Consider the following 24631-nt stretch of genomic DNA (forward strand, 5'->3'; position numbering starts at 1 on the left):
AGGGGCCGGCGCGCCACCAGCCCAAGGCGAGCGCTGCGCACCCCCCCATTTGGGGGGGGGGGGCCGCGCGCCGCCGCGTCCTCGCCGCTACGGCGGGAAGGGCGGCAGCGGCGGCTTACAGGATTTCCCGCACCTTCTCGGGCGGTCGACCCAGGCGAACGCCGCGCTCGGTGACGACCAGCGGGCGTTCGATCAGGATCGGGTTTGCTGCCATCGCGTCGAGGATGGTGTCGTCATCCGCGCCTTTCAGCGGCTTGGCGGCGTCCTCCGCGATGCGCAGCCCTTCGCGTGCGGTCATGCCCGCGCGCTTGTAGAGCTCCGCCAGCGTCTCTCGGCTCGGCGGAGTCTTCAGATATTCGATCACCGCCACCTCGGCGCCGGCGTCCGTGAGGATCGCCAGCGCCTCGCGCGATTTGGAGCAGCGCGGGTTGTGGTAGATCGTGGCCTTCACGCCCCGGCTGCCTCGTCGTGCTTGGCAAGCCATTCTTCCAGCCACTTGATCGTGTACTCGCCCTTCTGGAATTCGGGGTCGTCGAGCAGTGCCTGGTGGAGCGGGATCGTCGTCTTGATGCCGTCGACCACGAACTCTTCCAGCGCGCGCTTCAGTCGCAGGATGCAGCCCTCGCGGGTGCGGCCATAGACGATCAGCTTGGCGATCATCGAATCGTAGTAGGGCGGGATCCGGTAGCCCGAATAGATGCCGCTATCGACGCGGACGTGCATGCCGCCCGGCGCGTGGAAATGCGTGATCGTGCCAGGCGAGGGTGCGAAGGTGCGCGGATCCTCGGCGTTGATGCGGCATTCGATCGCGTGGCCGCGGAACTCCAGATCCTCCTGGCGCACCGACAGGCCGTGGCCTTCGGCGACGCGGATCTGTTCGCGGACCAGGTCCATGCCGGTGATCATCTCGGTCACCGGATGCTCGACCTGGAGGCGGGTGTTCATCTCGATGAAGTAGAACTCGCCATTTTCCCACAGGAACTCGATCGTGCCGGCGCCGCGATAGCCCATGTCGGACATCGCCTTGGCGACGATCGCGCCCATCCGTTCGCGCTCTTCCGGCGTGATGACCGGGGAGAGGGCCTCTTCGAGCACCTTCTGGTGGCGGCGCTGGAGCGAACAGTCGCGCTCGCCGAGATGAATCGCGGCGCCGTTGCCGTCGCCGAACACCTGGAACTCGATGTGGCGCGGATTGCCGAGATATTTCTCGAGGTACACGGTGGCGTCGCCGAACGCCGCCTTCGCTTCCGAGCCCGCCTGCTGCATCAGCGTTTCGAGCTGATCCTCGCTGGTGCACACCTTCATGCCGCGACCACCGCCGCCCGAGGCGGCCTTGATGATCACCGGATAGCCCGCCTTGGCGGCGATCGCCTTGGCTTCTTCCAGGTCGCTGATCGGGCCGTCCGAGCCCGGCACCAGCGGCAGGCCGAGCGCGCCGGCGGTGCGCTTCGCCTCGATCTTGTCGCCCATGGTGCGGATATGCTCGGGCTTGGGCCCGACGAAGATCAGCCCGTGCGCCTCGACGATCTCGGCGAACTGGGCGTTCTCCGAAAGGAAGCCATAGCCCGGGTGGATCGCATCCGCGCCCGAGATCTCGGCGGCCGAGATGATGTTCGGGATGTTGAGATAGCTCTCCGCTGCGGCCGGCGGGCCGATGCAGATCGCCTCGTCCGCCAGGCGCACGTGCATCGCATCGGCATCCGCGGTGGAGTGCACCGCCACCGTCTTGATGCCCATTTCGTGGCAGGCGCGGTGGATGCGCAGCGCGATCTCGCCGCGATTGGCGATCAGCAGCTTATTGATCTGGGCCATGGCCGTTCCGTTACTCGACCACGACGAGCGGCTGGTCGAACTCGACCGGCTGGCCATTCTCGACCAGGATCGCCTTGACCGTGCCGGCGCTGGGGGCGTGAATCGGGTTCATCACCTTCATCGCCTCGATGATCAGCAGCGTGTCGCCCGCGGCGACCTGCTGGCCGACGGTCACGAAGGTCTTCGCTTCGGGATTCGGCTTGAGATAGGCAGTGCCGACCATCGGCGACTTGACCGCGTTGGCGGCTGGCTGCGGCGCGGCGACGATCTCGGCCGGCGCGGTGGCAGCGGCCGGAGCGGCGAGCATCGGTGCGGCGGGGGCCGCATACTGCATCGTCGCCGGAGCGGCGGTGACCTTCCGCGCGACGCGGACGCGGCGTTCGCCGTCCTCCACTTCGATCTCGGTCAGCTGGGTGTCGTCGAGGACGGCGGCGAGCTGGCGGACCAGCTCGATATCGACCATCATTGCACCCGACTTGGTTTCTTCGGCCATACGACCCTTCTTTTAAATTCTGTAAATGAAACGGCGCCCTCTGTCAGAGACGCGCGGCGGCTTCAAGCGCGAGTATATAGGAATGCGCACCGAACCCTGCGACGGTGCCCTTCGCCGCCCGGCTTACATAGCTGATATGGCGGAAGGATTCGCGTGCGTGCGGGTTCGACAGGTGCACCTCGATCACCGGCGTGCGGATGCTCTTGATCGCATCGTGCAACGCGACCGAGGTGTGGGTGAACGCGCCCGCATTGAGCAATACCGCGCGGGCGTCATCGGCCTGCGCCTCGTGCAGCCAGTCGATCAGATGGCCTTCGTGGTTGGATTGGCGCATCTCGATTTCCAGCCCGAGATCGCGGGCGCGATCCTCCAGCATGCCGGCAATGTCGTCCAGCGTGTCCGACCCATAGATTTCCGGCTCGCGGAGCCCCAGCAGATTGAGGTTGGGACCATTCAAGACGAAGATCGTATCGGCCAATGCAAAGCGCCTTTCGGTTGCGGGCAGGATGCGGCTCTCCCTATATAACCCCGCGTCTCCAATCAAATCCAAGGCACCTCATGCACAGCGACGGTACCGTCTCCATCCGGGTCAACGGCGAACACAAGCGCATCACCGCCGGGCTCACGCTCGCGCAGCTCGCGACCGAACTGGGGCTGGTGCCCGAAAAGGTCGCGGTGGAACGCAACCTCGAAGTGGTACCGCGCTCGACGCTGGGCGACGTGATCGTCGAGGATGGCGACGAGCTGGAGATCGTGCACTTCGTTGGCGGGGGCGACCATGCCGGGCCGCTTGCCGACGACAGCTGGACGGTGGCGGGCAAGACCTTCCGCTCGCGGCTGATCGTCGGCACCGGCAAGTACAAGGATTTCGAGCAGAATGCGGCCGCCGTCGCCGCTTCGGGGGCCGAGATCGTCACCGTGGCGGTGCGCCGGGTGAACGTCAGCGACCCCAAGGCGCCGATGCTCACCGACTATATCGACCCGAAGAAGATCACCTATCTGCCCAACACCGCCGGCTGCTTCGATGCCGATTCGGCGATCCGCACGCTGCGGCTGGCGCGCGAGGCGGGCGGCTGGGAGCTGGTGAAGCTGGAAGTGCTGGGCGAGGCGCGGACGCTGTATCCCGACATGGTCGAGACGCTGCGCGCCACGGAGGTGCTGGCCAAGGAAGGCTTCCTGCCGATGGTCTACTGCGTGGACGATCCCATCGCCGCCAAGCGGCTGGAGGACGCGGGTGCCGTCGCGATCATGCCGCTGGGCGCGCCGATCGGTTCTGGGCTGGGCATCCAGAACCAGGTGACGATCCGGCTGATCGTCGAGGGCGCCAAGGTGCCGGTGCTGGTCGATGCCGGCGTCGGCTCGGCGTCGGACGCGGCGGTGGCGATGGAGCTGGGCTGCGACGGCGTGCTGATGAACACCGCGATCGCCGAGGCCAAGGATCCGATCCTGATGGCGGCGGCGATGAAGGCTGCGGTGGAGGCCGGGCGGCTTTCCTATCGCGCCGGCCGCATGGCGAAGCGCCGTTATGCCGATCCGTCGAGCCCGCTGGCCGGGCTGATCTGATGCGGCGCGCGCTGGCGGCACTGGCACTGGTCGCGGTGGCGGGGTGCCACCCGCGCCCGCAGGGCGATCCGGTGGAGAATCAGGGGCCGATCTCGGCCGAGCCGGTGACGTTGCGCGCGGCGGACGGGGTGAAGATCGCCGGCGTCTACACGAAGGCGGCCAAGCCCAAGGCGCTGCTGCTGCTGTTCCACCAGGCGGAATCGGGCAAGGACGAATATGCCCTGCTCGCGCCCCAGCTGGCGCAGGCGGGCTATTCGTCTCTCCGCATCGACCAGCGCGCTGGCGGCACATTGTTCGGTGTGAACGAGACCGTGAAGATGCTCGGCCACTCGGCGAGCTATGCCGATGCGAAGAAGGACCTGGATGCGGCGTTCGCCTGGGGCCTTTCGCAGAAGCTGCCGATCATCCTGTGGGGCAGCAGCTATTCCGCCGCGCTGGCTTTCCCGCTCGCCGCCGAGCATCCCGGGCAGGTGAAGGCGCTGCTGGCCTTTTCGCCCGGCGAATATCTCGACGACAAGGGCGCAGTGGCGCGGGCTGCCGCCAAGGTGACGGCGCCGATCTTCGTCACCTCCGCGCAGGACGGCCACGAGGAGGATGCAGCGCGGACGATCCTCGCTGCATCGCCCTCGACGCAGAAGACGCAGTTCGTGCCGAAGCTGGGCGGCGTGCACGGCACGTCGACGCTGTTGCGGACCAAGAACCCGAACGGCGCGCAGGAAGCATGGCGCGCGACCAAGGCGTTTCTCGACGAGGTTACCCGCGGCTGATCGGGAACGGTCCCGCCCGACATACGTTATTTCAGGCAAGTCGCAGGTGTCGTGTCGTGTGGCACCCGACCTTAGCCAGGAGTATCGAGCATGGGCGAGCTGACCGACAAGATCAAAGGCAATCTCAACGAGCTGGCCGGCAAGGTGAAGCAGCAGAGCGGCAACCCGGAAACGCGCGACGAAGGCGCGGCGCAGGAGCTGAAGGGCAAGGGCCAGCAGCTCGGCGGCAAGATCAAGGGTGCGCTCGGCGACGACATCTGAGTCGCCTGAGAGACCGACATGAAGCGGGCCGCCCTGACAGGGGCGGCCCGCTTTGATTCTACCTAAGCCCCTCCTCCTTGGAGGAGGGGGTGGGGGTGGAGGGATTCCAGAACGCCTGTGGTCTCTGTGAGACACAGCCCCACCCCAACCCCTCCCCTGAAGGGGAGGGGCTAAGGACGGAATCAATCCGGGACGTAGAACGCCCACATCTCGGGCTCTACCTGCGCCGCGGCGAAGCGGACCGGCGCGGAGGCGGGCCCCACTTCGCAGATCATGAACGAGAACATCTGGTCCGTATGCAGCGGATGCGGCAGCCGCACCGTGTTCTTGTTGATCCAGCGCCACTCGCATTGCCAGATCTGCCGTCCGCCCAGACGCACGCGATCCCCCCGCTTGCCGAGATGGGCCGTCCGCCATCGCTCTTTCGTCTGCTGTCCCATGCAGCGATTCTAGAACGAAGGCGGTTAACGGGTTCCTATCCGTTCAGCGATTTCGCAGCTTTGTGATCGTCGTCGCGGCGCTGATCACTTCGACGTCCGTCTTGCAATGCAACAGCTTGAGCCCCGGCTGGGCGAGGGCGAGCGCAAGAGCGGGGGCGAAGGCCTCGGTCGTCTCCACCGTGGTCGCCCAGCCGCCGAACGCGCGGGCGAGCGCCGCGAAATCGGGATTGCGCAAGGCAGTGCCCGAAAGGCGCTCGGGGAATTCGCGCTCCTGGTGCATGCGGATCGTGCCATAGGCGCCGTTGTCGACCACGATCACCAGCAGATCGGCGTCGTGCTGCACGGCGGTGGCGAGTTCCTGCCCATTCATCAGAAAGTCGCCGTCGCCCGCGACCGCAACCACCTTGCGCTCCGGGAAGCGGAGCGCCGCGGCGACCGCGGCAGGCACGCCATAGCCCATGGCACCGGCGGTGGGGGCGAGCTGGCTCGGCTGCGCGGCATAGGGCCAGTAACGGTGCCACCAGCCGGAGAAATTGCCCGCGCCGTTGCAGATGATCGTGTCCGCCGGCAGCGCCTTCCGCATCGCCGCGACGCAAGGACCGAGATCGAGTGCAACACCCGCGCGCGGTTTCGGTGTCGACCATTCCAGCCACTCGGCATGCGCGGCGGCGCCGTCGAAGCGGGGGAGACCGGCGGCTTCCGCCGTTGCCGCGGCGGCCACCGCGAACTCGAACGGGCGCGCGCAGATCGGCAGATCGACTCGGTAGACGCGGTGGAACTCGCTTGGGTCCGGATGGACGTGGACGAGGGTCTGCCCGGGATGCTCGGGGGTGATCAGGCTGTAGCCGTCGGTGGTGGCCTCGCCCAGCCGCGCGCCCACCACCAGCAGCAGGTCCGCCGCCTTGATCCGCGCCACCAGCTTGGGGTTCGGGCCATAGCCGAGATTGCCCGCCCACACCGGCGAGGCATTGTCGATCGCATCCTGCCGCCGGAAGGCGCTGGCGACCGGCAGGTCGATCGATTCGGCGAAACGGGCGAAGTCCTCCGCCGTATCCGAATCCCACCCGCCGCCGCCGACGATCGCGATCGGGCGCTCGGCCCCGCGGAGCAGATCGTAAAGCTGGTCGAGATCGAAGGCGTCTGCGGCCTGGATCGGTTCGGCGATGGCGGGGCGGTCGACCGCCTCCACCATGTCCAGCAGCATGTCCTCGGGCAGCGCGATCACCACCGGGCCCGGCCGGCCCGAGGTCGCGACGTTCCAGGCGCGGGCGACATATTCGGGGATGCGCCGCGCATCCTCGATTCGCGTCGCCCATTTGGCGAGCGGGGCGAACATCGCCGGCAGGTCGACCTCCTGGAAGCCCTCGCGGTCGCGCATGCCGCGATCGACATCGCCGATGAACAGCAGCATCGGCTGCGAATCCTGCATCGCGACATGCACGCCGATGCTGGCATTGGTGGCGCCCGGGCCGCGCGTTACGAAGCACACCCCCGGCCGCCCGGTCATCGCGCCGTCGGCACAGGCCATGAACGCCGCGCCGCCTTCCTGGCGGCACGTGACCAGATCGATGCTGGGCTCGTCATGCAGCGCGTCGAGCACGGCGAGAAAGCTCTCGCCCGGCACATGGAAGATCCGGTCGCAGCCCTGTGCCACCAGATTGTCGACGAGGATCCGGCCCCCGGTACGTTTCGCGGTCATCGCGGGATGGTAGGCCCGGCGGGGCGGGGAAGTCGAGCCGGCAGCGCGGGCGACGCGCACGAAAAAGCCCCGCATCGTCGCCGATGCGGGGCCTTCGGGAATGCGAGGCGCGGGGGCGCGCCTCACTTCCGTTGCTTCGCTCAGAAGCGGTAGCCGACGCCGGCCAGCACCTGGTGGCGCACCACGTCCTGCGACGCGTTGGTGTAGCGATACTCGACCTTGCCGTAATAGTGGCCGAAGCTGCGCTCCACACCGGCGCCCAGACGGATACCGTCCAGGTTCTCGGCGTCGCGCAGGTTGCCCGAGCGGGCGATCACGCGGCTGTTGTCATAGCCGACCTTGCCGTACAGCAGAGTCGCGGGGGCAACGACGTAGCCGATGCGCGCGCCGGCGTAGAAATCGCGGCCGCCCTTGATGGTGCCGAGGTCGAACGTCTTCTTGGTGGTGGTGCCGGTGATTTCACCGTCAACGCCGACAACGAAGTTGCCGCGCTGCAGGTCATAGCCGGCTGCGCCGCCATAGACGAAGCCCGACGCGCTGATGCCATCCGACTTGATGTTGTCCCAGCCGCCGACTGCCTCGATGCGCGGACCCTGGAAGGTCGCGTCCTGTGCCAGGGCGGGGGTTGCGGATGCCATGAGGGCGAGCGTCGTCGCTGCGAAAATACGCATGATTAGATACCTTTGGACTTGTTACTTGTTATCACCGGATGGCCATCCAGGTGCTCTAGGTAGGCTTTTGGTTCTCGGGTGCAATATGACAAATGCATTACATGTTTAGGTGTTGCAGTTGCGCAACAGTTGGCCTTTCCGCAGGGGAAACGCCGTGCAGTTGAACGCTGGTTCAGGTTTGCTTGACCGCGCTGGCTCGGCAGTATTATCGCCGCTCCAAACATCTGGAGGAATCGTCGATGGACAAGCTCTACCCCAACGCGAGCGCAGCGCTGGAAGGGCTGCTGTTCGACGGGATGATGATCTGCGCGGGCGGTTTCGGCCTGTGCGGCATCCCGGAGCGGCTGATCGACGCGATTCAGGCTTCGGGCGTCAAGGACCTCACCATCGCTTCGAACAATGCCGGCATCGACAATGAGGGGCTGGGCAAGCTGCTGCGCAGTCGGCAGGTGAAGAAGATGATCTCTTCCTATGTCGGCGAGAACAAGGAATTCGAGCGGCAATATCTCTCCGGCGAGCTGGAGGTGGAGTTCTGCCCGCAGGGCACGCTCGCGGAGCGCTGCCGGGCAGGGGGCGCGGGCATCCCGGGCTTCTACACCAAGACCGGGGTCGGCACGAAGGTGGCCGAGGGCAAGGAAGTGAAGCTGTTCGACGGGGAGGAGTATATCCTCGAACGCGGCATCCGCGCCGACATCTCGATCATCAAGGGCTGGAAGGCGGACGAGGCGGGCAACCTCATCTTCCGCAAGACCGCGCGCAACTTCAACCAGCCGATGGCCACCGCCAGCCACCTCTGCGTCGCCGAGGTCGAGGAAGTGGTGCCGGTCGGCAGCCTCGATCCCGACCAGATCCACCTGCCCGGCATCTATGTAAAGCGGATGATCGTCGGGGCGCCCTACGACAAGAAGATCGAGTTCCGCACCGTCCGCCCGCGCGAGGCGGCATGATTCGGCAGGCGCTGCTGCTGGCGAGCGGGCTGGCGCTTTCGGGCTGCGTGGTCGACACGACCGTGGTGCAGGGACCGGCGCATCCTGCACCGGCCGAGCAGATCGCCGCGCCGGCGGGGATGCAGTATCTCTATGGCTCGGGCGAGGCGGCGGCGCTGAGCGTGCAGGCCTATAACGCGCTGGTCGACCAGGTCCGTGCGCGCATGGCCAAGGACGACCCCAAGGGCCCGCATCCGCGCACCTCGGTGGTGCTTACCCCGGACGCGACGCTGGCAATCCCGCGCTTCCAGCCCTGCGGCGACAAGCCGGCGGCGGCGGTGTTCGACGTCGACGAGACGATGCTGCTCAACCTTGGCTACGAGGCCGACGATGCCGAGCGCGCCGGCCCCTATGATCCGGCGCGATGGGACCGCTGGGAGAAGACCGGCGCGATGAAGGTCGCTGCCGTGCCGGGCGCCGTTGAAGCGGTGCGGGCACTCCGGGCGATGGGGGTGACAGTGATCTTCAACACCAACCGCGCCGCGGCCAATGCCGAGCAGACCGAGGCGGCACTGAACTTCGCCGGGCTGGGGCCGGCCAGGCATGGCGAGACGCTATTCCTCAAGGGGGATGTCGACGGCAAGTCCGCCAAGGATGGCCGTCGCAATCTGATCGCGCAGCGCTGGTGCGTGGTGGCGATGGGTGGCGACCAGCTTGGCGACTTCACCGATGCGTTCGCCGGCCTCACCCCGCCGGAGCGGCGCGTGGCGGTGGCCAGTCCGGTGATCGGCGCGATATGGGGGCGCGGGTGGTTCGTGCTGCCCAACCCTGTTTATGGAACCGGGATCGGTTCCACCTTTGACCAAACCTTCCCGCCGGCGACGCGCTGGACGGATCCGCAGGAGAAGCACTGATGGCCTGGACCCGCGACGACATGGCGGCGCGCGCCGCGAAGGAACTGCGCGACGGCTTCTACGTCAATCTGGGCATCGGCATCCCGACCTTGGTGGCGAACCACATCCCGGCGGGGGTGGAAGTGACGCTCCAGTCCGAGAACGGCATGCTCGGCATCGGTCCGTTCCCGCTGGAAGGGGATGAGGACCCGGACCTGATCAACGCCGGCAAGCAGACGATCAGCGAACTGCCCAGCTCGGTCTATTTCAGCTCGGCGGACAGCTTTGCGATGATCCGCGGCGGGCATATCGACCTGACCGTGCTCGGCGCAATGGAAGTGAGCCAGGCGGGCGACATCGCCAACTGGATGATCCCGGGCAAGATGATCAAGGGCATGGGCGGCGCGATGGACCTCGTTGCCGGCGTGAAGAAGATCATCGTGGTGATGGAGCATACCGCCAAGGACGGAAGCCCCAAGTTCATCCCGGACTGCACCCTGCCGCTGACGGGCAAGAACGTGGTGGACATGATCATCACCGACCTCGCGGTGTTTTCGCGCGTGGATCACACCTCGCCGTTCCGGCTGATCGAGCTGGCGCCGGGGGTGACGGCGGAGGAAGTCGCGGCGAAGACCACGGCGCACTATGAGGTCGCGTTGGCCACGGCGTGAGCCGAGCGCCGGGACTGCCGCGCAGACGCGGCACCGCTGTCGATGCAGCTGCCGGTGTGCGTTGAGAGCTTCCAGAGTGGATGCGGTCGGCGGTGCGCGGCCATAACGGTCATATCGGCAAGACAGATCGTCCGGCCTTTGCTAGAGGAAGTGCCATGAGCATCGCCACCCTCCTTTTCGCCCTGGCCTCAATCACCGTCAGCAGCAACGCCGAGCTGACGTCCGCGCTGAACGCGGCAAAAGGGGGCGAGCGGATTGTGCTCCGGCCCGGTAACTACGGCGCCGTGATCGTTCGGAACCGGACCTGGAAAAATCCGGTGACGGTCGAGAGCGCCGATCCGACGCATCCCGCCATCATCAGCCGGTTCGTGGCCATAGACACCAGCGGAATGACGCTGCGGAACATCGAATTCACGCGCCCGCTGGGCAGCGAGCGGAAGTGGTCGAAGATGGCCGAAGTATCGGGTGGGGCAAACATCCGATTTGACGGCGGCTCATTTCACGGCACGCTGGACGGGGACCCCAGCAACGACATGCAGGGCATGATGGCTCGCGGTACAAGGAATCTGGTGGTGTCCGGTGTGAAGTTCCAGGACCTCAATCTCGGTATCACGTGCGACGATTGCGCTGACTTCGTGATCCAGAACAACGACTTCAGTATTCTGGGCGTGGATGCGATCGATATTCCGGGAGCGCGCGGGGCAAGGATTGCGGACAACGTCTTCCACGACTTCCGGCCCCTGCCCGGCGAGCACCCGGACGGCGTGCAATGCTGGACGACGCGCAAGGCATCCGGCTGCAAGGACGTGACGATCGTCGGCAACACCTTCCGCGGCGATCCTGGCCACGAGATGCAGGGCGTGTTCTTTGGCGACGAGGCAGGCGTCGGCGGTTATGACCGGATCACGATCGCGAACAACACCTTCATTTGTACCATGTGGAACGCGGTGAGCATTGCTCGGGGCGATGACATCCAGATCGCGAACAACCGGATCTTTGCAGGCCCGAACTACAAGCCCTGGTTCCGAACAGCAGGGCCGGCGAAGCTGACCGGTAACGTGGCCCCAAGTTATTTCGTGCAAAACAAGGAAGGTGTGCCCCCAGGCAACAAAACCGGAGGCATGTTCAAGAAATAGCGTTCTGGCGAACAACGAAACGAAATGGTGGGGGGCTGCCTTCGCGTCGCTCGCCGGTACCCGCGGCGTCTAGCCTTCCCGGTGATGCCCGCACGGGCGGGCACGCGCCATGACGTATGAGGACTTCTACCGACAGTGCGGGTCGATGAATCATCGGCCTGCGCCGCGTTGAATGGTCTGGTGCCAACCCCGCGATGTCAGGGCGCCGTGGCCAATGCACGCGCCGCGATCGCGGCGTCGCTGGCCAGCTTGTCGGCGCGTTCGTTGTCCGGGTGGCCGGCATGGCCCTTCACCCATTTCCACTCGACCCGGTGCGGCTTGGCGGCTGCCAGCAGTTCCTGCCAGAGATCGGCATTCTTGACCGGCTTCTTGTCGGCGGTCTTCCAGCCGTTCTTCATCCAGCCATGGATCCACTTGGTCAGGCCGTCCATCACATAGCGGCTGTCGGTGGAGAGCGTCACCCGGCACGGGCGCTTGAGCGCGTTCAGCCCCTGGATCGCCGCCATCAGCTCCATGCGGTTGTTGGTGGTGTGCGCCTCGCCGCCGGACAGCTCCTTCTCGACCTCGCCCATGCGCAGCAGTACCCCCCAGCCGCCGCGGCCGGGATTGCCCTTGCACGCGCCGTCGGTCGCGATTTCGACATGCTGGAGTTCGGTCATGCGAGCGCCGCCAGGGCGGATTCATAGGCACGCGACCGCCGCCAGAATGCGAGCGGGTCCTTGCGCGTCACCAGTGCGTCGGCCGGCGTGTTGAGCCAGTCCCAGGCGCGCGAGAGAGTGAAGCGGATGCATGCGCCGGTCGCCAGCAGCGGCAGGATCGCGCGCTCCTTCTCGGAGAGCTTGTAGCTGGCCTCATAGCCCGCGAGCAGCGCCTCGGAGACGTAGGGGTCGAACCGCTCGCCGGTAGAGTCGAACGCCCAGGCGGTGTGCATCACCGCGAGATCGTAGAGCCGCAGGTCGGTGCAGGCGAAGTAGAAGTCGATGAGGCCGGTCACCCGGTTGCCGAGCATCAGGACATTGTCCGGGAACAGATCGGCATGGATCGCGCAGGTGTCGAAGCCCTCGCGCGGCCATGCCTTGGTCACGCGGTCCAGCGCCTGGCCGAGTTCGTCATACAGGCCGGGCGCGATGTCGTTGAGGCTGTTGCCGCAGCGCTCGAACAGCGGGCGCCAGGTGTCGATGCCCATCGAGTTCGGGCGGCCTTGCGGGAAGTCCGTGACTGCCTTGTGCATCCGGCCCATTGCCTCGGCGGCCGCACGGGCCTGCGCCGGGGTGGGGTGGGAGACCGAGACGCCCGAGAGGAACTGGATCAGGCAAGCCGGACGGCCCTCCAGTTCGTGGATCAGGCGGCCGTCGCGATCGGGCACTGCCGGGGGCACCGGCACGCCGCGATCGGCGCAGTGATCGAGCAGCGCCATAAAATAGGGCAGGTCGCCCTGATCGACGCGCTTCTCGTACAGCGTCAGGATGAAGCGGCTCTTGCTCGTATCGACCAGATAGTTGCTGTTCTCCACCCCCTCGGCGATGCCCTTGGCGGAGACCAGTTCACCGACGTCGAAGCGCTCGAGAAACGCGGAAAGCGCCTCGGCCGAAACCTGCGTGTAGACGGCCATTACGCAGCCTCGAGCCCGCGGGGCAGCTTGAACACGACGCTCTCTTCCACCGTCTCCACTTCGCGCTCGGAGATGGCGAACTGAGTGCCGAGCCGCTCGACCACTTCGCGCACAAGCACTTCGGGCGCCGAAGCGCCGGCGCTGATACCCACCTTGGTCACGCCGTCGAACCAGGAAAAGTCGATCTCCGCCGCGCGCTGGATCAGCACTGCGCGGGCGCCGCCACGCTTGGCGACCTCTACCAGCCGCAGCGAGTTGGACGAGTTGGGCGCGCCGATCACCAGCACCAGCTCGGCCTGCTCTGCGATCGCCTTCACCGCGCCCTGGCGGTTCGACGTGGCGTAGCAGATGTCGTCCGCACCCGGCGCCAGGATGGTCGGGAAGCGACGCTTGAGGATGCCCAGCACCGCGGCGGTGTCATCCACCGAAAGCGTTGTCTGGGTGAGGAAGGCGAGATTCTCCGGATCGGGCACCGTGACCGATTCGGCATCGGCCTCGGTCTCGACCAGCGTCATCGATCCTTCAGGCACCTGGCCAAAGGTGCCGATCACCTCCGGGTGGCCTTCATGGCCGACGAACAGGATGTGCCGCCCGGCGGCGACATGGCGCTCGGCCTGGCGATGCACCTTGGAGACCAGCGGGCAGGTGGCGTCCAGGTACGAAAGCCCGCGCTGCTCGGCCTTGTGCGGCACTGCCTTGGGCACACCGTGGGCGGAGAAGACCACCGGCACCCCGTCCGGCACATGGTCCAGCGTCTCGACGAACACGGCGCCCTTGGCGCGCAGATTCTCGACGACGAACTTGTTGTGGACGATCTCGTGCCGGACATAGACCGGCGCGCCGTATTTCTCGATCGCGAGTTCGACGATGCGGATCGCGCGGTCGACGCCGGCGCAGAAGCCGCGGGGCGCTGCGATCAGCAGCTCCAGGGGACGCTTTTCGGTGTTTGCCATCGGGTCGAGCCTCTACGCGATTGCTTGCGCGGGCGGAAGGCGGTTCCTATGGTGCGCGCCGTTCCGGCCCCGGTCCGTGTGAGATGGGGGGCGGCTGTTCGGTTCGAAAGGTTGCCTTCCCTTGTCTGTGCCTAAGTTCACCGTTCCCGCCCTGATCCTGCTCGCCGCCGGCGGCTGCGCCCGCACCGGCGAAATCACCGAGGGCGGCATCAGTGCGGTCCGCACCGCCTGCCCGACGGTGGCGATTCCGGCCGGCACCGGCGATGTGACCCTGTTCGATCCGGCGACCAGCCGCGAAGCGAGCGCGATCGACGTGGTGGCGACGATCACCAACGTCCAGTCGAGCTGCAACGATGCCGGCGCCCAGGTGGTGACCGATATCAAGTTCGACGTGCTGGCGCGCCGCCGCGATGCCGGTCCGGCGCGCGACGTGGTGCTGCCGTACTTCCTTACCGTGGTGCGTGGCGGGACGAACGTCGAGGCGAAGCGCGTCGCCAACGTCACGCTGCACTTCGAGGCGGGCCAGCTCCGCGCGAGCGCGGTCGGCCAGGCAACCAGCAGCGTCTCGCACGCCGCTGCAACGCTGCCCGACGACGTCCGCCGTCGCTTGACGCAGAAGCGCAAGGCCGGCGAGGAATCAGCTGCGACCGATCCGCTTTCGGATCCGTCGATCCGTCGTTCGGTGCTGTCCGCGACGTTCGAGGCGCTGGTCGGCTTCCAGCTCACCGACGACCAGCTGAAGTACAACGCGACGCGCTGATCGCTCAAACCCCTCCCGCAAGTGGGAGGGGAGCACGTTCTGCCCGGATTTACTCTCAATCCCGATTGACTCCGACAAGCCGTCCCGCCAAGGCTCGCCGGCGTCGATGCCGGGCAACCGGCATGGGCATGCGCGGGAGAGAATCCGGTTCGCCGGATCGCCGAAGGAGCAACCGCCCCGGAATCTCTCAGGCACCGAGGACCGCGCAGGCCACGACACTCTGGAAAGCGAGACGGCCTCCGAGGCCGGGCTCCACCGAAGGGGTAAGCCGGGCCCAAAACCCGCGCGAAAGCTCTCAGGTTCCGTGACAGAGGGGGCGATGGTGTTGTGGGGGCCGTTCGGTTCCATGCGCATCGTTGACCCTTGATGCCCGGAGTGCCCCGATGAGCGAAGCCGCCGAAGACACCGTCACCGACCTGCCGATCGAGACCCTGCCGCTCGACGCCTGGCACCGCGCGCGGGGCGGCCGCATGGTCCCGTTCGCCGGCTATGCGATGCCCGTTCAGTATGAAGGCATCATGGCCGAGCATCTCTGGACGCGCGAGCATGCCGGGCTGTTCGACGTCAGCCATATGGGCCAGCTGCTCTTCTCGGGCGTCGAGTTCGACGCCGGGCTCGAAAAGCTGCTGCCGGGCGACGTGAAGGGCCTGGGCGAGGGGCGGATGCGCTATTCGCTGCTGCTCAGCGAAGAGGGCGGCATCCATGACGACCTGATGATGACCCGTCTGCCCGCCGACAACGCCTTCGAGATCGACGGCGGCGCGATCTACATGGTCGTCAACGGCGCGACCAAGTGGGACGATCTGGGCGTGTTCCGCGAATTCCTCCCCGACGAGGTGACGATCAACCATCTGGAAGACCAGGCGCTGCTGGCGCTGCAGGGGCCGGAGGCGGTGACCGCGCTCGCCCGCGTGCTGCCGGGTGTCGAAAAGCTGGTGTTCATGACCGCCGCCGCGTTCGAGTGGAACGGCAACCCGCTCTGGGTCAGCCGCTCGGGCTATACCGGTGAGGATGGCTACGAGATTTCGCTGCCGGGCGAGGCGGCCGAAGCCTTCGCCGACGCGCTCACCGCGCAGCCCGAAGTGAAGCCGATCGGCCTGGGTGCGCGCGATTCGCTGCGCCTGGAGGCCGGCCTGCCGCTCTACGGCCATGACCTGGATCTGGAGACCACGCCGGTCGCCGCCGATCTCGGCTTCGCGCTGTCCAAGCGCCGCCGCGAAGAGGGTGGCTTTGCGGGTGCCGAGCGCATCCTCGCCGAGCGCGAGCAGGGCAGCGCGATGAAGCGCGTCGGCCTGATCGTCGAGGGCCGCCAGCCGGTGCGCGAGGGCGCAGGCGTCGTCGACGCCTCGGGCGCGGAAATCGGCAAGGTCACCTCGGGCGGCTTTGCGCCGAGCGTCCAGAAGCCGATCGCGATGGCCTATGTGCCCGCGGCGCTTGCAGCGGCCGGTACCAAGATTACGCTTGTCCAGCGGGGCAAGCAGCATTCCGCGGAAGTTGTGGCTATGCCCTTCGTCCCCCACCGCTATGTCCGAAAGGGAGCGTGACATGAGCCGTTATTTTACCGAAGACCATGAGTGGATCGACGTCGATGGCGATGTCGCGACCGTCGGCATCACAGAATATGCCCAGAGCCAGCTCGGCGACATCGTGTTCGTCGAGGTGCCCGACGAGGGCAAGGAACTGAGCAAGGGCGATGATGCCGCGGTCGTCGAGAGCGTGAAGGCGGCGTCGGACGTGTACGCGCCGGTGTCGGGCACCATCGTCGAGGGCAACAGCGACCTCGCCGACAACCCTGCGCTGGTGAACGAGGATCCGGAAGGCGAAGGCTGGTTCTTCAAGATGACGCTCAGCGATACCAGCGAGCTCGAAGAGCTGATGGACGAGACCAAGTACCAGGCCTTCGTCGCGAAGCTGTGATCGCATACTAGCCCCTCCCCTTCAGGGGAGGGGTTGGGGTGGGGAACTCTCCATGAGCGACCTGCCCGCTGACCTGACGGCCCCACCCCCAACCCCTCCCCTGAAGGGGAGGGGCTTAGAAGTGGGGAAGCCCCTTCCGAGGGGCGCGTTCCCCTCCCGCTTGCGGGAGGGGTTAGGGGAGGGGATGGCAGCCGCCAGTCCTTCCCAAAGAACCTCAGCCCCTCCCCCGACCCCTCCCGCAAGCGGGAGGGGAGGAAAGAGGGAAGGGAACAAGGAACCGTGATGCGCTACCTGCCCCTTACCCCGGCCGACCGTCAGGCAATGCTTGGCACGATCGGCGCCCAGTCGATCGACGACCTGTTTGTCGACGTGCCCGAAAGCGCCCGCCTCAGCGGGCCGATCGCCGGCCTGCCGATGCACGCATCGGAACTCGCGGTCGAACGCCACATGACCGCGCTCGCGCGCAAGAACCTGGCCGCCGGCGAAGCGCCGTTCTTCCTCGGGGCAGGGGCCTATCGCCACCATGTGCCGGCCTCGGTCGACCACATCATCCAGCGCGGCGAGTTCCTCACCGCCTACACGCCCTACCAGCCGGAGATCGCGCAGGGCACGCTGCAGATGATGTTCGAGTTCCAGAGCCAGATCGCGCGTCTGCTGGGCTGCGACGTCGCCAACGCCTCGATGTACGACGGCTCGACCGCGTGCTGGGAAGCGATCTCGATGGCGCGCCGCGTCACCAAGCGCGGCAAGGCGATCCTCTCGGGCGGCCTGCACCCGCATTATGTCTCGGTCGCCAAAACGATGGCGCGCTTCACCGGCGACCAGCTCGTCACCGGCGTGCCGACGCTGAGCCCTGAGCCCGACACGCTCGACCTGATCAACGCGATCGACGCCGACACCTCGTGCGTCGTCGTCCAGTATCCGGACATTCTCGGCCGCATCGAGGACATGTCGGCGCTAGCCGATGCCTGCCACGCCAAGAAGGCGCTGCTGATCGCCGTCGTCACCGAGCCGGTGGCGCTGGGCGCGATCAAGGCGCCGGGCGAGATGGGCGCGGACATCGTCGTCGGCGAGGGCCAGTCGCTCGGCGTCGGCCTGCAGTTCGGCGGGCCCTATGTCGGCCTGTTCGCCTGCTCGGAAAAGCTGGTCCGCCAGATGCCGGGTCGCCTCTGTGGCGAGACGGTGGACGCCAGCGGCAAGCGCGGCTTCGTGCTGACGCTCTCTACCCGCGAGCAGCATATCCGCCGCGAAAAGGCGACGTCGAACATCTGCACCAGCTCGGTGCTGTGCGCGCTCGCCATGTCGGTGCACATGACGCTGCTGGGCGAGAAGGGCCTGCGCCAGCTCGCCGAGCTCAACCATGTCGGCGCCAGCGCCGCCGCCGATCGCCTGGCCGAAGTGGACGGGGTGGAACTGGTCACCGACCGGTTCTTCAACGAATTCACCCTGAAGCTTTCCAAGGAAGCGCGGCCCGTCGTCCGCCAGCTGGCGGACAAGGGCATCCTGGCCGGCGTGTCGCTCGGCCGCCTTTATCCGGGCGTCGAGGAATTGCAGAACGGCCTCGTCATCGCGGTCACCGAAACCACCACGGAGGAGGACGTCGAGACGCTTGCCTCCGCACTCGAGGAGGTGTTGGCATGAGCACGATCAATCCGTCGGGCTGGCGCCCCACCACGCCGTCGCAGGGCGGTGAGACCGCCGAGGGCACGTTCACCGGCAACCGCGCGCTGATGCTGGAAGAGGCGCTGATCTTCGAGATCGGCTCCACCGACACCACCGGAGTCGATTTCGGCGAGGCCCCCGCGGGCAAGTCGCGCCTGGCCGGCATGGAGCGCAGCAAGCCGATCGGCCTGCCGGGCCTGTCCGAGCCGGAGACGGTGCGGCACTATACCCGCCTCAGCCGCCAGAACTATGCGATCGACCTCGGCCTGTTCCCGCTGGGCAGCTGCACGATGAAGCATAATCCGCGCCTCAACGAGCGGATGGCGCGCCTGCCGGGCTTCGCCGACATCCACCCCCTGCAGCCGGTCGATACCGTGCAGGGCGCGCTGGAGGCGATCGACCAGCTCGCGCACTGGCTGATCACGCTCACCGGCATGCAGGCGGTGGCGATGAGCCCCAAGGCCGGCGCGCATGGCGAACTCTGCGGCGTGCTGGCGATCCGCGCCGCACTCGACGCCAAGGGCGAGACCGCGCGCCGCATCATGCTGGTGCCCGAGTCCGCGCACGGCACCAACCCGGCGACGGCGGCATTCGCGGGCTTCGCGGTGGAGGACATCCCCGCGACGCCCGAGGGCCGGGTCGACGTGGCGGCGCTCAAGGCGCGGCTGGGGCCGGACATTGCCGGCGTGATGATCACCAACCCGAACACCTGCGGGCTGTTCGAGCCGGACCTCAAGGACATTTCCGACGCGGTCCATGCCGCCGGCGGCTATGTCTATTGCGACGGCGCCAACTTCAACGCGATCGTCGGCCGGGTCCGCCCGGGCGACCTCGGCGTCGATGCGATGCACATCAACCTGCACAAGACCTTCTCCACCCCGCATGGCGGGGGCGGCCCGGGTTCGGGCCCCGTCGTGCTGTCGGCGGCGCTGGCGCCCTATGCGCCGCTGCCGTTCGTCGAGAAGACCGCGGATGGCTATCGCCTCGTCGAGGAAGAGAATGCGGAGGAGCATCATGCCGGCACCTTCGGCCGCATGACCGCCTTCCACGGCCAGATGGGCATGTTCACCCGCGCGCTGACCTATATCCTCAGCCACGGTGCCGACGGCCTGCGCCAGGTCGCCGAGGATTCGGTGCTCAATGCCAATTACGTGCTGCGCGCGATGGAGGACGTGCTCGACGCGCCCTTCGCCAAGTCCGGCCCGTGCATGCATGAGGCGATCTTCAGCGACAAGGGCCTGCCCGAGGGCTTCTCGACGCTCGACATCGCCAAGGGGCTGATCGACGAGGGCTATCACCCGATGACGGTGTATTTCCCGCTCGTCGTCCACGGCGCGATGCTGGTCGAGCCGACCGAGACCGAGAGCAAGGCGGCGCTCGACCAGTTCATCGGCGCGTTCCGCAACGTCGCGACCAAGGCCAAGCAGGGCGAGGCGGCGCTGAAGAGCGCGCCGCACTTCGCGCCCCGCCGCCGCCTCGACGAGACTCTTGCCGCGCGCAAGCCGGTGCTGGCCTACAAGGACGCGGCACCCGCCGAAGCGGCCGAGTAAGCTCCCGACCCTACACCCCCCGAGAGGGTCGCACACGCCGGCTGGAAGCCCCCGCTTCCAGCCGGCGTTTTGCGTCTGGAGACGGGGCCGGGACGCTTGCGGTAGCGACCGGTGCTCTGCATACAGGTCGCGCCCGTTCGCACTGCGCCGGGTCCGCATGGGGGAAGCGGCGGGGGACGCGCCTTGGGCCCTCCTTCCTGCGGCTGGCCGAATCCTCTCCTTCGGAAAGTTGCTCGATGCGCCTGATCGCCTGCTGTCTCCTGGCTTCCCTGACCGCCGGCACGGCGACCGCGCAACAGCGGCCGGTGCTGACCGATGCCGACTATACCCGCGCCGTGCATCAGCTGGGTCCGTGGACGGCGCCGCTCGTCGATCACGCGGTGCGCTCGGCACATTGGATTGATGCGCGCCGCTTCTGGTATGTCGACACCGACCACGGCGTGCCGACGATCATGCTGGTCGACGCCGCCAAGCGCACCAAGAAAGCCGCCTTCGAGACCACGGCGCTGCTGACCTCGCTCAACGCGGCCGGGCTGAAGGAGCAGGACGCGGCGAAGCTGACGATTGGGGATTTCACGCCGGACCTCGCAAAAAACAGCGCGGTCCTCAGCGTCGGCGGCAAGCGCTATGCCTGCGCGATGGTGCAGCCCTACGCTTGCAAGGAATCGGCAGCGCCGAGCGCCGGGCAGATCGCCGGCTATCTGGCGCAGCAGGGCCCGGCCGACGCGGTGCTCTCCCCGGACGGAAAGCGCGCCGCCTTCGTGCGCGACTGGAACCTGTGGGTCCGCGACATGGCGACGGGGGCGGAGCGGCAGCTGACCACCGACGGTGTCAAGGATTTCGGCTACGCGACGGACAATGCCGGCTGGAAGCATTCGGACCAGGCGATCGTGATCTGGTCGCCGGACTCCAGGAAGCTCGCGACCTTCCAGCAGGACCAGCGCGCAGTGGCCGACTTCTCGATCACCACCACCCAGGTCGGCCATTCGCAGGTCGAAACGTGGAAATACCCGTTCGTCGGCGACAAGGAGATCATCCAGATCCAGCGTGTCATCGTCGACGTCGATACGGCGCAGGTGATCCGGCTGAAGATGCCGGCGGAGCCGCATCGCTCCTCGCTGTGCGACGACGTGGTGTGCGGCGAGGGCCCGCAGGACATGCAATGGGCCAACGACGCCAGGACGCTCGCCTTCGTGTCGACCTCGCGCGATCACAAGGTGGAGACCGTGCGCATCGCCGATGCGGCCAGCGGCGCGGTGCGCGACGTGTTCACCGAGACCGTGCCGACCTGGTTCGACAGCGGCTATAACGACGAGGGGATCAACTGGCGCTACCTGTCCGAGCGCGGCGAGATCCTGTGGTGGTCGCAGCGCGACGACTGGGGCCATTACTATCTGTATAGCGCCGCCACCGGCAAGCTGATCCGCCAGGTGACCGGGGGCCAATGGAATGTCGACCACCCGGTCTTCCTCGACGAGCGCAGCGGCAAGATGCTGATCGCCGGCGTCGGGCGCGAGCCGGGCACCGATCCCTATTACCGCAGCATCTACGCGATCGATCTGAAGGGCGGGGCGCCGAAGCTGCTCACCCCCGAGAAGCAGGATCATATCGCGATCCCGTCGAGCGACGGGCGCTACTTCGTCGACATCTATTCGACCCCGCAGCAGCCGCAAACGGCGGTGCTGCGCCGCGCCGACGGATCGGTCGTCCAGCAACTGGCGAAGGGCGACGTGACGCGGCTGCAGGCGGCGGGCTGGCAGGCGCCGGGAAGCATCGCCGTCCAGTGCAGCGACGGCAAGACGCTGTGCCACGGCCTGTTGTTCAAGCCGGCGGGGCTCGATCCGCAGCGCAAATATCCGGTGATCGACTATGTCTATCCTGGTCCGTTCATGGGGACGATCCCGTCGCGGCAGTTCGCCGCGGCGCAAGGGGATGCAGGCGCGCTGGCGCAGCTGGGCTTTGCCGTGGTGGAAATCGACGCGCTGGGCACGCCGCGCAGGTCGAAGACCTTCCAGGACTATTATTATCGCGACATGGGCAAGCAAGCCGTGCCCGACCAGAAGAGCGGCATCCAGGATCTGGGCAAGCGCTATGCCTGGCTCGACCTCGACCGTGTCGGCATCTGGGGCCATTCGGGCGGCGGCAATGCCACCGCGGCGGCGATGTTCCTCTATCCCGATTTCTTCAAGGTCGGGATCGCCGAGAGCGGCAACCACGACAACCGCAACTATGAGGACGATTTCTACGAGAAGTATCTCGGCCTGCTCGAACGCAATGGCGACAAAAGCAACTACGACCTGCAGGCCAATCAGGACATCGCCAAGAACCTGAAGGGCAAGCTGCTGCTGGCGCACGGCATGCTCGACGACAATGTGCCGGTATCGTCGACGCTGCTGGTGGTCGATGCGCTGGAAAAGGCCAACAAGGATTTCGACCTGGTGCTGTTTCCGCGCGCGCACCACGGCTATGGCGACCAATCCTACTACATGATGCGCCGCCGTTGGGACTATTTCGTCGAGAACCTGATGGGGGCGACGCCGCCGAAGGAATACCGGATCGAGCGGCCCGGCAACTGACGTCGCGCGGAGCAAACGCATTGTCCCGCTCCGCCACAGGCGTTCGGGACAATGCGTGAAAACGGCGTTTTGACGCCGCTGCGCTTCCTCCTATGCTGCGCTGCATCGCTTCCGGGGGGAGTCCGCCATGCAGCTCGATACACCGCACCTCATCCAATATGGCATCACCGCCCTCGTTGTCGGGCTGATCCTCGCGCTAAGGGTACGGCGAATGGCGAAGAGCCGGCCGCTGACGCTCGAACGGCTGTGGATCATCCCGGCGCTCTATGCGCTGCTCGTCGCCAGCCTGTTCCTGCGGACGCAGCCGAGCCTTGGCGGCTGGGCGCTGTGCGCCGCCGCGCTGGTGGTCGGCGCCGGGCTCGGCTGGCAGCGGGGCAAGCTGATGCATCTCTCCGTCGATCCGGAGACGCACCAGCTCAACCAGAAGGCGTCGATCGGCGGGCTGTTGTTCATCGTCGTGCTGATCGCGGTAAAGATGATCGGCCAGGCGGAAGGCTCGGCGCTGCACCTCAACGTGATGCTGCTGACCCAAGCCTTCGGCACGATGGCGCTGGGGCTGTTCAGCGCGATGCGGGTGGAGATGTATCTGCGCGGCAAGCGCCTCCTCCAACAGGCGCGGGCGGCGGCATGAGCGATCGCGACCGCAGCTGGCTGGCGCCGCCGGAAGGCGTCCGGCGCCATGCCCCCGCGACGCTGCGCAACCGCGCGGCGATCGCCACGATGCTCGGCGAGCTGCAGCCGTCGGCCGGGGCCGTGCTTGAAGTGGCGAGCGGCAGCGGCGAGCATTGCGCCTATTTCGCCGAGCATTTCCCCAAGCTGGAATGGCACCCGAGCGACCCGGACCCGGATGCGCTCGCCTCGATCGCCGCGTGGTGCGAGGGGCTGGACAATGTCCGCCCGCCGGTCGCGCTCGATGCGACGGCGGCGACGTGGCCGGTCGCCCATGCCGATGCGATCCTGTGCATCAACATGGCCCATATCAGCCCCTGGGCGGCAACGCTGGGGCTGATGGCGGGGGCAGGGCGGCTGCTGCCGCCGGGCGGCCCGCTGATCCTCTACGGGCCCTATCGCGAGGCGGGCGTGCCCACCGCGCCTTCCAACGAGGAATTCGACCAGTCACTGCGTGCGCGCAATGCCGAATGGGGGCTGCGGGTGCTGGACGACGTGATTGCAGCGGCGGCGGCGCAGGGACTGGCGTTCGAGCGGCGGGTGGCGATGCCCGCCAACAACCTCATAGTGGCGTTTCGGCGTAGCTAGCGCGCCCGCGCGCCAGCTTCTGTTCGCGATAGACGATGTAGAGCCCGCTCGCGATGATCACCGGGGCACCGAGCCAGGTCGAGAAGGTCGGGAACACGTCGAACAGCAGCCAGCCGTAGAGCGTCGCCCAGATCAGCCCCGAATAGTCCATCGGCACGACGGCGGAGACAGGGGCGAAGCGCATCGCCCCCGTCAGCGCCAGCTGGCCGACGCCGCCGACCAGCCCCGTCGCGATCAGGATCGCCCAGGTCTCGGCATCGTGCGGCTTGTAGTGGAAGGCATAGATCGCGCCGAGCACCGGCACCGAGAGCAGCGAGAACCAGAAGACGGTGGTGCCGGCGCTCTCGGTCTTGCCGATCTGGCGCAGCGTGATCGCAACGATGGCGACGAACAGCGCCGCCATCAGCCCCACGAACGCGCCGAAGATCGGGATCGCCTCCTGGCCCGGCTGGACGACGATCAGCACGCCAATGAAGCCGACGATCACCGCGCCCCAACGGTGCCAGCCGGTCGGCTCGCCGAGGATCAGCGCGCCGAGCAGCGTGGCGAAGATAGGGACGGTGAACTGGAAGGTCTGCGCCTCGGCCAGCGGCAGCAGGATCACCGCACCGAAGGTGAAGATCATGCCGGTAAGCCCCACCGCAGTGCGCCAGACATGCGCGCCGAACCGCGCGGTCTTCAGCGATTTGAGGCCGGGCCCCATTGCTACCCACAAAGTCACCAGCGGCACCGCCCAGAGCTGGCGATGGAACATGGTCTCGATCAGCGAGGCGCCGCGCAGCTCCGACATCTTGATGAGCGCCGACATGGTCGACATGCAGGCGATGGCGAAGAGGCGGAGCGCCAGGCCGGTGGCGATACGATCGGGACGGGCTTCAGGCACAGGGCGACGGTTAGGGGCCGGCGCGGCGAGCGGCAAGCCGTTTTGTCGTTGGAGCATGGATGCCTATTGCGCGGTGCAGCAATCCTCGGTTGCCCGGCTAGGGAATATCCCCTATCCGGTAGCTTGAGT

The 24631-nt window shown here is 67.0% G+C and carries 26 protein-coding genes and 1 riboswitch; of the genes, 15 read left to right on the plus strand and 11 right to left on the minus strand.

What is annotated here, in order from left to right; translation table 11 throughout:
- Nucleotides 1-115 precede the first annotated feature (115 nt).
- Genes arsC through aroQ form a run of 4 tightly spaced genes read right to left on the minus strand, consistent with a single transcriptional unit; the run spans nucleotide 116 to nucleotide 2783 of the window.
- A complete protein-coding gene (gene arsC / locus V7E00_RS02420) occupies nucleotides 116-451 on the minus strand; it encodes an arsenate reductase (glutaredoxin) (protein WP_333571089.1) in 336 nt (111 codons plus the stop codon).
- Nucleotides 448-1812, minus strand: a complete 1365-nt coding sequence (gene accC, locus V7E00_RS02425; protein WP_333571090.1) for an acetyl-CoA carboxylase biotin carboxylase subunit — start codon at nucleotides 1810-1812, stop codon at nucleotides 448-450. The genes arsC and accC overlap by 4 nt, the downstream gene beginning before the upstream one ends.
- A 10-nt stretch (nucleotides 1813-1822) precedes the next feature.
- Nucleotides 1823-2305: an acetyl-CoA carboxylase biotin carboxyl carrier protein gene (accB, locus tag V7E00_RS02430; protein ID WP_333571091.1), complete on the minus strand. Its 483-nt coding sequence runs from the start codon at nucleotides 2303-2305 to the stop codon at nucleotides 1823-1825.
- A gap of 43 nt (nucleotides 2306-2348) precedes the next feature.
- Nucleotides 2349-2783 (minus strand): type II 3-dehydroquinate dehydratase, encoded by a 435-nt coding sequence (aroQ, locus tag V7E00_RS02435; protein WP_333571092.1) that lies wholly within the window; start codon nucleotides 2781-2783, stop codon nucleotides 2349-2351.
- A gap of 80 nt (nucleotides 2784-2863) precedes the next feature.
- Between aroQ and thiS the strand changes: the two genes are divergently transcribed.
- The 3 genes from thiS (at nucleotide 2864) to V7E00_RS02450 (ending at nucleotide 4896) form a co-directional block, all read left to right on the plus strand.
- On the plus strand, nucleotides 2864-3868 hold the full coding sequence (thiS, locus tag V7E00_RS02440; protein ID WP_333571093.1) for a sulfur carrier protein ThiS: 1005 nt from the start codon (nucleotides 2864-2866) through the stop codon (nucleotides 3866-3868).
- The gene (locus V7E00_RS02445) at nucleotides 3868-4635 is read left to right on the plus strand and encodes an alpha/beta hydrolase (protein ID WP_333571094.1); all 768 of its coding nucleotides are present in this window, start codon (nucleotides 3868-3870) and stop codon (nucleotides 4633-4635) included. The genes thiS and V7E00_RS02445 overlap by 1 nt, the downstream gene beginning before the upstream one ends.
- Nucleotides 4636-4725: 90 nt before the next feature.
- Complete coding sequence (locus tag V7E00_RS02450) at nucleotides 4726-4896, plus strand: CsbD family protein (protein WP_333571095.1); 171 nt, start codon at nucleotides 4726-4728, stop codon at nucleotides 4894-4896.
- Nucleotides 4897-5078: 182 nt separating this feature from the next.
- Here V7E00_RS02450 and V7E00_RS02455 read toward each other — a convergent pair whose 3' ends face one another.
- The 3 genes from V7E00_RS02455 to V7E00_RS02465 all read right to left on the minus strand — a co-directional run bounded on the left by V7E00_RS02455 (nucleotide 5079) and on the right by V7E00_RS02465 (nucleotide 7706).
- Nucleotides 5079-5336: a hypothetical protein gene (locus tag V7E00_RS02455; RefSeq protein WP_333571096.1), complete on the minus strand. Its 258-nt coding sequence runs from the start codon at nucleotides 5334-5336 to the stop codon at nucleotides 5079-5081.
- Between the two features lie 43 nt (nucleotides 5337-5379).
- Complete coding sequence (locus V7E00_RS02460; RefSeq protein ID WP_333571097.1) at nucleotides 5380-7035, minus strand: thiamine pyrophosphate-binding protein; 1656 nt, start codon at nucleotides 7033-7035, stop codon at nucleotides 5380-5382.
- Nucleotides 7036-7175: 140 nt separating this feature from the next.
- Entirely contained in the window at nucleotides 7176-7706 is a 531-nt protein-coding gene (locus V7E00_RS02465; RefSeq protein WP_333571098.1) for an outer membrane protein, read from the minus strand.
- 239 nt (nucleotides 7707-7945) lie between these two features.
- On the opposite strand from V7E00_RS02465, the gene V7E00_RS02470 reads away from it, so the two are divergent.
- The 4 genes from V7E00_RS02470 (at nucleotide 7946) to V7E00_RS02485 (ending at nucleotide 11332) form a co-directional block, all read left to right on the plus strand.
- Nucleotides 7946-8653 (plus strand): CoA transferase subunit A, encoded by a 708-nt coding sequence (locus tag V7E00_RS02470; protein ID WP_333571099.1) that lies wholly within the window; start codon nucleotides 7946-7948, stop codon nucleotides 8651-8653.
- Nucleotides 8650-9546 carry a 5'-nucleotidase, lipoprotein e(P4) family gene (locus V7E00_RS02475; protein ID WP_333571100.1) on the plus strand — a complete coding sequence of 299 codons (897 nt, stop codon included), beginning with the start codon at nucleotides 8650-8652 and terminating at the stop codon, nucleotides 9544-9546. Before V7E00_RS02470 ends, V7E00_RS02475 begins: the two co-directional genes overlap by 4 nt.
- Entirely contained in the window at nucleotides 9546-10196 is a 651-nt protein-coding gene (locus tag V7E00_RS02480; RefSeq protein ID WP_333571101.1) for a CoA transferase subunit B, read from the plus strand. The genes V7E00_RS02475 and V7E00_RS02480 overlap by 1 nt, the downstream gene beginning before the upstream one ends.
- A gap of 155 nt (nucleotides 10197-10351) precedes the next feature.
- The gene (locus tag V7E00_RS02485; RefSeq protein WP_333571102.1) at nucleotides 10352-11332 is read left to right on the plus strand and encodes a right-handed parallel beta-helix repeat-containing protein; all 981 of its coding nucleotides are present in this window, start codon (nucleotides 10352-10354) and stop codon (nucleotides 11330-11332) included.
- A gap of 197 nt (nucleotides 11333-11529) precedes the next feature.
- On the opposite strand, the gene rnhA is transcribed toward V7E00_RS02485, so the two are convergent.
- From rnhA to ispH, 3 genes are read right to left on the minus strand one after another with little or no spacing between them, the layout of a single operon-like run.
- On the minus strand, nucleotides 11530-11991 hold the full coding sequence (gene rnhA / locus V7E00_RS02490; RefSeq protein WP_333571103.1) for a ribonuclease HI: 462 nt from the start codon (nucleotides 11989-11991) through the stop codon (nucleotides 11530-11532).
- Nucleotides 11988-12944 carry a homoserine kinase gene (thrB, locus tag V7E00_RS02495; protein WP_333571104.1) on the minus strand — a complete coding sequence of 319 codons (957 nt, stop codon included), beginning with the start codon at nucleotides 12942-12944 and terminating at the stop codon, nucleotides 11988-11990. The genes rnhA and thrB overlap by 4 nt, the downstream gene beginning before the upstream one ends.
- The gene (ispH, locus tag V7E00_RS02500) at nucleotides 12944-13897 is read right to left on the minus strand and encodes a 4-hydroxy-3-methylbut-2-enyl diphosphate reductase (protein ID WP_333571105.1); all 954 of its coding nucleotides are present in this window, start codon (nucleotides 13895-13897) and stop codon (nucleotides 12944-12946) included. Before ispH ends, thrB begins: the two co-directional genes overlap by 1 nt.
- A 121-nt stretch (nucleotides 13898-14018) precedes the next feature.
- Between ispH and V7E00_RS02505 the strand changes: the two genes are divergently transcribed.
- The 8 genes from V7E00_RS02505 to V7E00_RS02540 all read left to right on the plus strand — a co-directional run bounded on the left by V7E00_RS02505 (nucleotide 14019) and on the right by V7E00_RS02540 (nucleotide 23619).
- Entirely contained in the window at nucleotides 14019-14657 is a 639-nt protein-coding gene (locus V7E00_RS02505; protein WP_333571106.1) for a hypothetical protein, read from the plus strand.
- A gap of 123 nt (nucleotides 14658-14780) precedes the next feature.
- Nucleotides 14781-14871, plus strand: a riboswitch (glycine riboswitch).
- A gap of 169 nt (nucleotides 14872-15040) precedes the next feature.
- Complete coding sequence (gene gcvT / locus V7E00_RS02510; RefSeq protein WP_333571107.1) at nucleotides 15041-16201, plus strand: glycine cleavage system aminomethyltransferase GcvT; 1161 nt, start codon at nucleotides 15041-15043, stop codon at nucleotides 16199-16201.
- Nucleotide 16202: 1 nt separating this feature from the next.
- Entirely contained in the window at nucleotides 16203-16574 is a 372-nt protein-coding gene (gene gcvH, locus V7E00_RS02515) for a glycine cleavage system protein GcvH (RefSeq protein WP_333571108.1), read from the plus strand.
- A gap of 282 nt (nucleotides 16575-16856) precedes the next feature.
- Nucleotides 16857-18215, plus strand: a complete 1359-nt coding sequence (gene gcvPA, locus V7E00_RS02520; RefSeq protein WP_333571109.1) for an aminomethyl-transferring glycine dehydrogenase subunit GcvPA — start codon at nucleotides 16857-16859, stop codon at nucleotides 18213-18215.
- The gene (gene gcvPB / locus V7E00_RS02525) at nucleotides 18212-19786 is read left to right on the plus strand and encodes an aminomethyl-transferring glycine dehydrogenase subunit GcvPB (protein ID WP_333571110.1); all 1575 of its coding nucleotides are present in this window, start codon (nucleotides 18212-18214) and stop codon (nucleotides 19784-19786) included. The genes gcvPA and gcvPB overlap by 4 nt, the downstream gene beginning before the upstream one ends.
- A gap of 236 nt (nucleotides 19787-20022) precedes the next feature.
- Nucleotides 20023-22362, plus strand: a complete 2340-nt coding sequence (locus tag V7E00_RS02530) for a S9 family peptidase (protein ID WP_333571111.1) — start codon at nucleotides 20023-20025, stop codon at nucleotides 22360-22362.
- A 127-nt stretch (nucleotides 22363-22489) separates the two neighbouring features.
- Complete coding sequence (locus V7E00_RS02535) at nucleotides 22490-22993, plus strand: DUF1453 domain-containing protein (protein ID WP_333571112.1); 504 nt, start codon at nucleotides 22490-22492, stop codon at nucleotides 22991-22993.
- Nucleotides 22990-23619: a DUF938 domain-containing protein gene (locus V7E00_RS02540; RefSeq protein WP_333571113.1), complete on the plus strand. Its 630-nt coding sequence runs from the start codon at nucleotides 22990-22992 to the stop codon at nucleotides 23617-23619. The genes V7E00_RS02535 and V7E00_RS02540 overlap by 4 nt, the downstream gene beginning before the upstream one ends.
- Here the strand turns inward: V7E00_RS02540 and V7E00_RS02545 are convergent.
- Entirely contained in the window at nucleotides 23594-24502 is a 909-nt protein-coding gene (locus V7E00_RS02545) for a DMT family transporter (RefSeq protein ID WP_333571114.1), read from the minus strand. The genes V7E00_RS02540 and V7E00_RS02545 overlap by 26 nt on opposite strands.
- Nucleotides 24503-24631: the final 129 nt, after the last annotated feature.

The sequence above is a fragment of the Sphingomonas sp. genome, from assembly GCF_036731925.1.
GTDB lineage: Bacteria > Pseudomonadota > Alphaproteobacteria > Sphingomonadales > Sphingomonadaceae > Sphingomonas.

Excerpts from the sequence above, each read along its gene's own strand:
- accC (WP_333571090.1), bottom strand. The coding sequence starts at position 1,812 with ATGGCCCAGATCAATAAGCTGCTGATCGCCAATCGCGGCGAGATCGCG.
- accB (WP_333571091.1), bottom strand. The coding sequence starts at position 2,305 with ATGGCCGAAGAAACCAAGTCGGGTGCAATGATGGTCGATATCGAGCTG.
- thiS (WP_333571093.1), top strand. The coding sequence starts at position 2,864 with ATGCACAGCGACGGTACCGTCTCCATCCGGGTCAACGGCGAACACAAG.
- V7E00_RS02445 (WP_333571094.1), top strand. The coding sequence starts at position 3,868 with ATGCGGCGCGCGCTGGCGGCACTGGCACTGGTCGCGGTGGCGGGGTGC.
- V7E00_RS02450 (WP_333571095.1), top strand. The coding sequence starts at position 4,726 with ATGGGCGAGCTGACCGACAAGATCAAAGGCAATCTCAACGAGCTGGCC.
- V7E00_RS02455 (WP_333571096.1), bottom strand. The coding sequence starts at position 5,336 with ATGGGACAGCAGACGAAAGAGCGATGGCGGACGGCCCATCTCGGCAAG.
- V7E00_RS02460 (WP_333571097.1), bottom strand. The coding sequence starts at position 7,035 with ATGACCGCGAAACGTACCGGGGGCCGGATCCTCGTCGACAATCTGGTG.
- V7E00_RS02465 (WP_333571098.1), bottom strand. The coding sequence starts at position 7,706 with ATGCGTATTTTCGCAGCGACGACGCTCGCCCTCATGGCATCCGCAACC.
- V7E00_RS02470 (WP_333571099.1), top strand. The coding sequence starts at position 7,946 with ATGGACAAGCTCTACCCCAACGCGAGCGCAGCGCTGGAAGGGCTGCTG.
- V7E00_RS02475 (WP_333571100.1), top strand. The coding sequence starts at position 8,650 with ATGATTCGGCAGGCGCTGCTGCTGGCGAGCGGGCTGGCGCTTTCGGGC.
- V7E00_RS02480 (WP_333571101.1), top strand. The coding sequence starts at position 9,546 with ATGGCCTGGACCCGCGACGACATGGCGGCGCGCGCCGCGAAGGAACTG.
- V7E00_RS02485 (WP_333571102.1), top strand. The coding sequence starts at position 10,352 with ATGAGCATCGCCACCCTCCTTTTCGCCCTGGCCTCAATCACCGTCAGC.
- rnhA (WP_333571103.1), bottom strand. The coding sequence starts at position 11,991 with ATGACCGAACTCCAGCATGTCGAAATCGCGACCGACGGCGCGTGCAAG.
- thrB (WP_333571104.1), bottom strand. The coding sequence starts at position 12,944 with ATGGCCGTCTACACGCAGGTTTCGGCCGAGGCGCTTTCCGCGTTTCTC.
- ispH (WP_333571105.1), bottom strand. The coding sequence starts at position 13,897 with ATGGCAAACACCGAAAAGCGTCCCCTGGAGCTGCTGATCGCAGCGCCC.
- gcvT (WP_333571107.1), top strand. The coding sequence starts at position 15,041 with ATGAGCGAAGCCGCCGAAGACACCGTCACCGACCTGCCGATCGAGACC.
- gcvH (WP_333571108.1), top strand. The coding sequence starts at position 16,203 with ATGAGCCGTTATTTTACCGAAGACCATGAGTGGATCGACGTCGATGGC.
- gcvPA (WP_333571109.1), top strand. The coding sequence starts at position 16,857 with ATGCGCTACCTGCCCCTTACCCCGGCCGACCGTCAGGCAATGCTTGGC.
- gcvPB (WP_333571110.1), top strand. The coding sequence starts at position 18,212 with ATGAGCACGATCAATCCGTCGGGCTGGCGCCCCACCACGCCGTCGCAG.
- V7E00_RS02530 (WP_333571111.1), top strand. The coding sequence starts at position 20,023 with ATGCGCCTGATCGCCTGCTGTCTCCTGGCTTCCCTGACCGCCGGCACG.
- V7E00_RS02535 (WP_333571112.1), top strand. The coding sequence starts at position 22,490 with ATGCAGCTCGATACACCGCACCTCATCCAATATGGCATCACCGCCCTC.
- V7E00_RS02540 (WP_333571113.1), top strand. The coding sequence starts at position 22,990 with ATGAGCGATCGCGACCGCAGCTGGCTGGCGCCGCCGGAAGGCGTCCGG.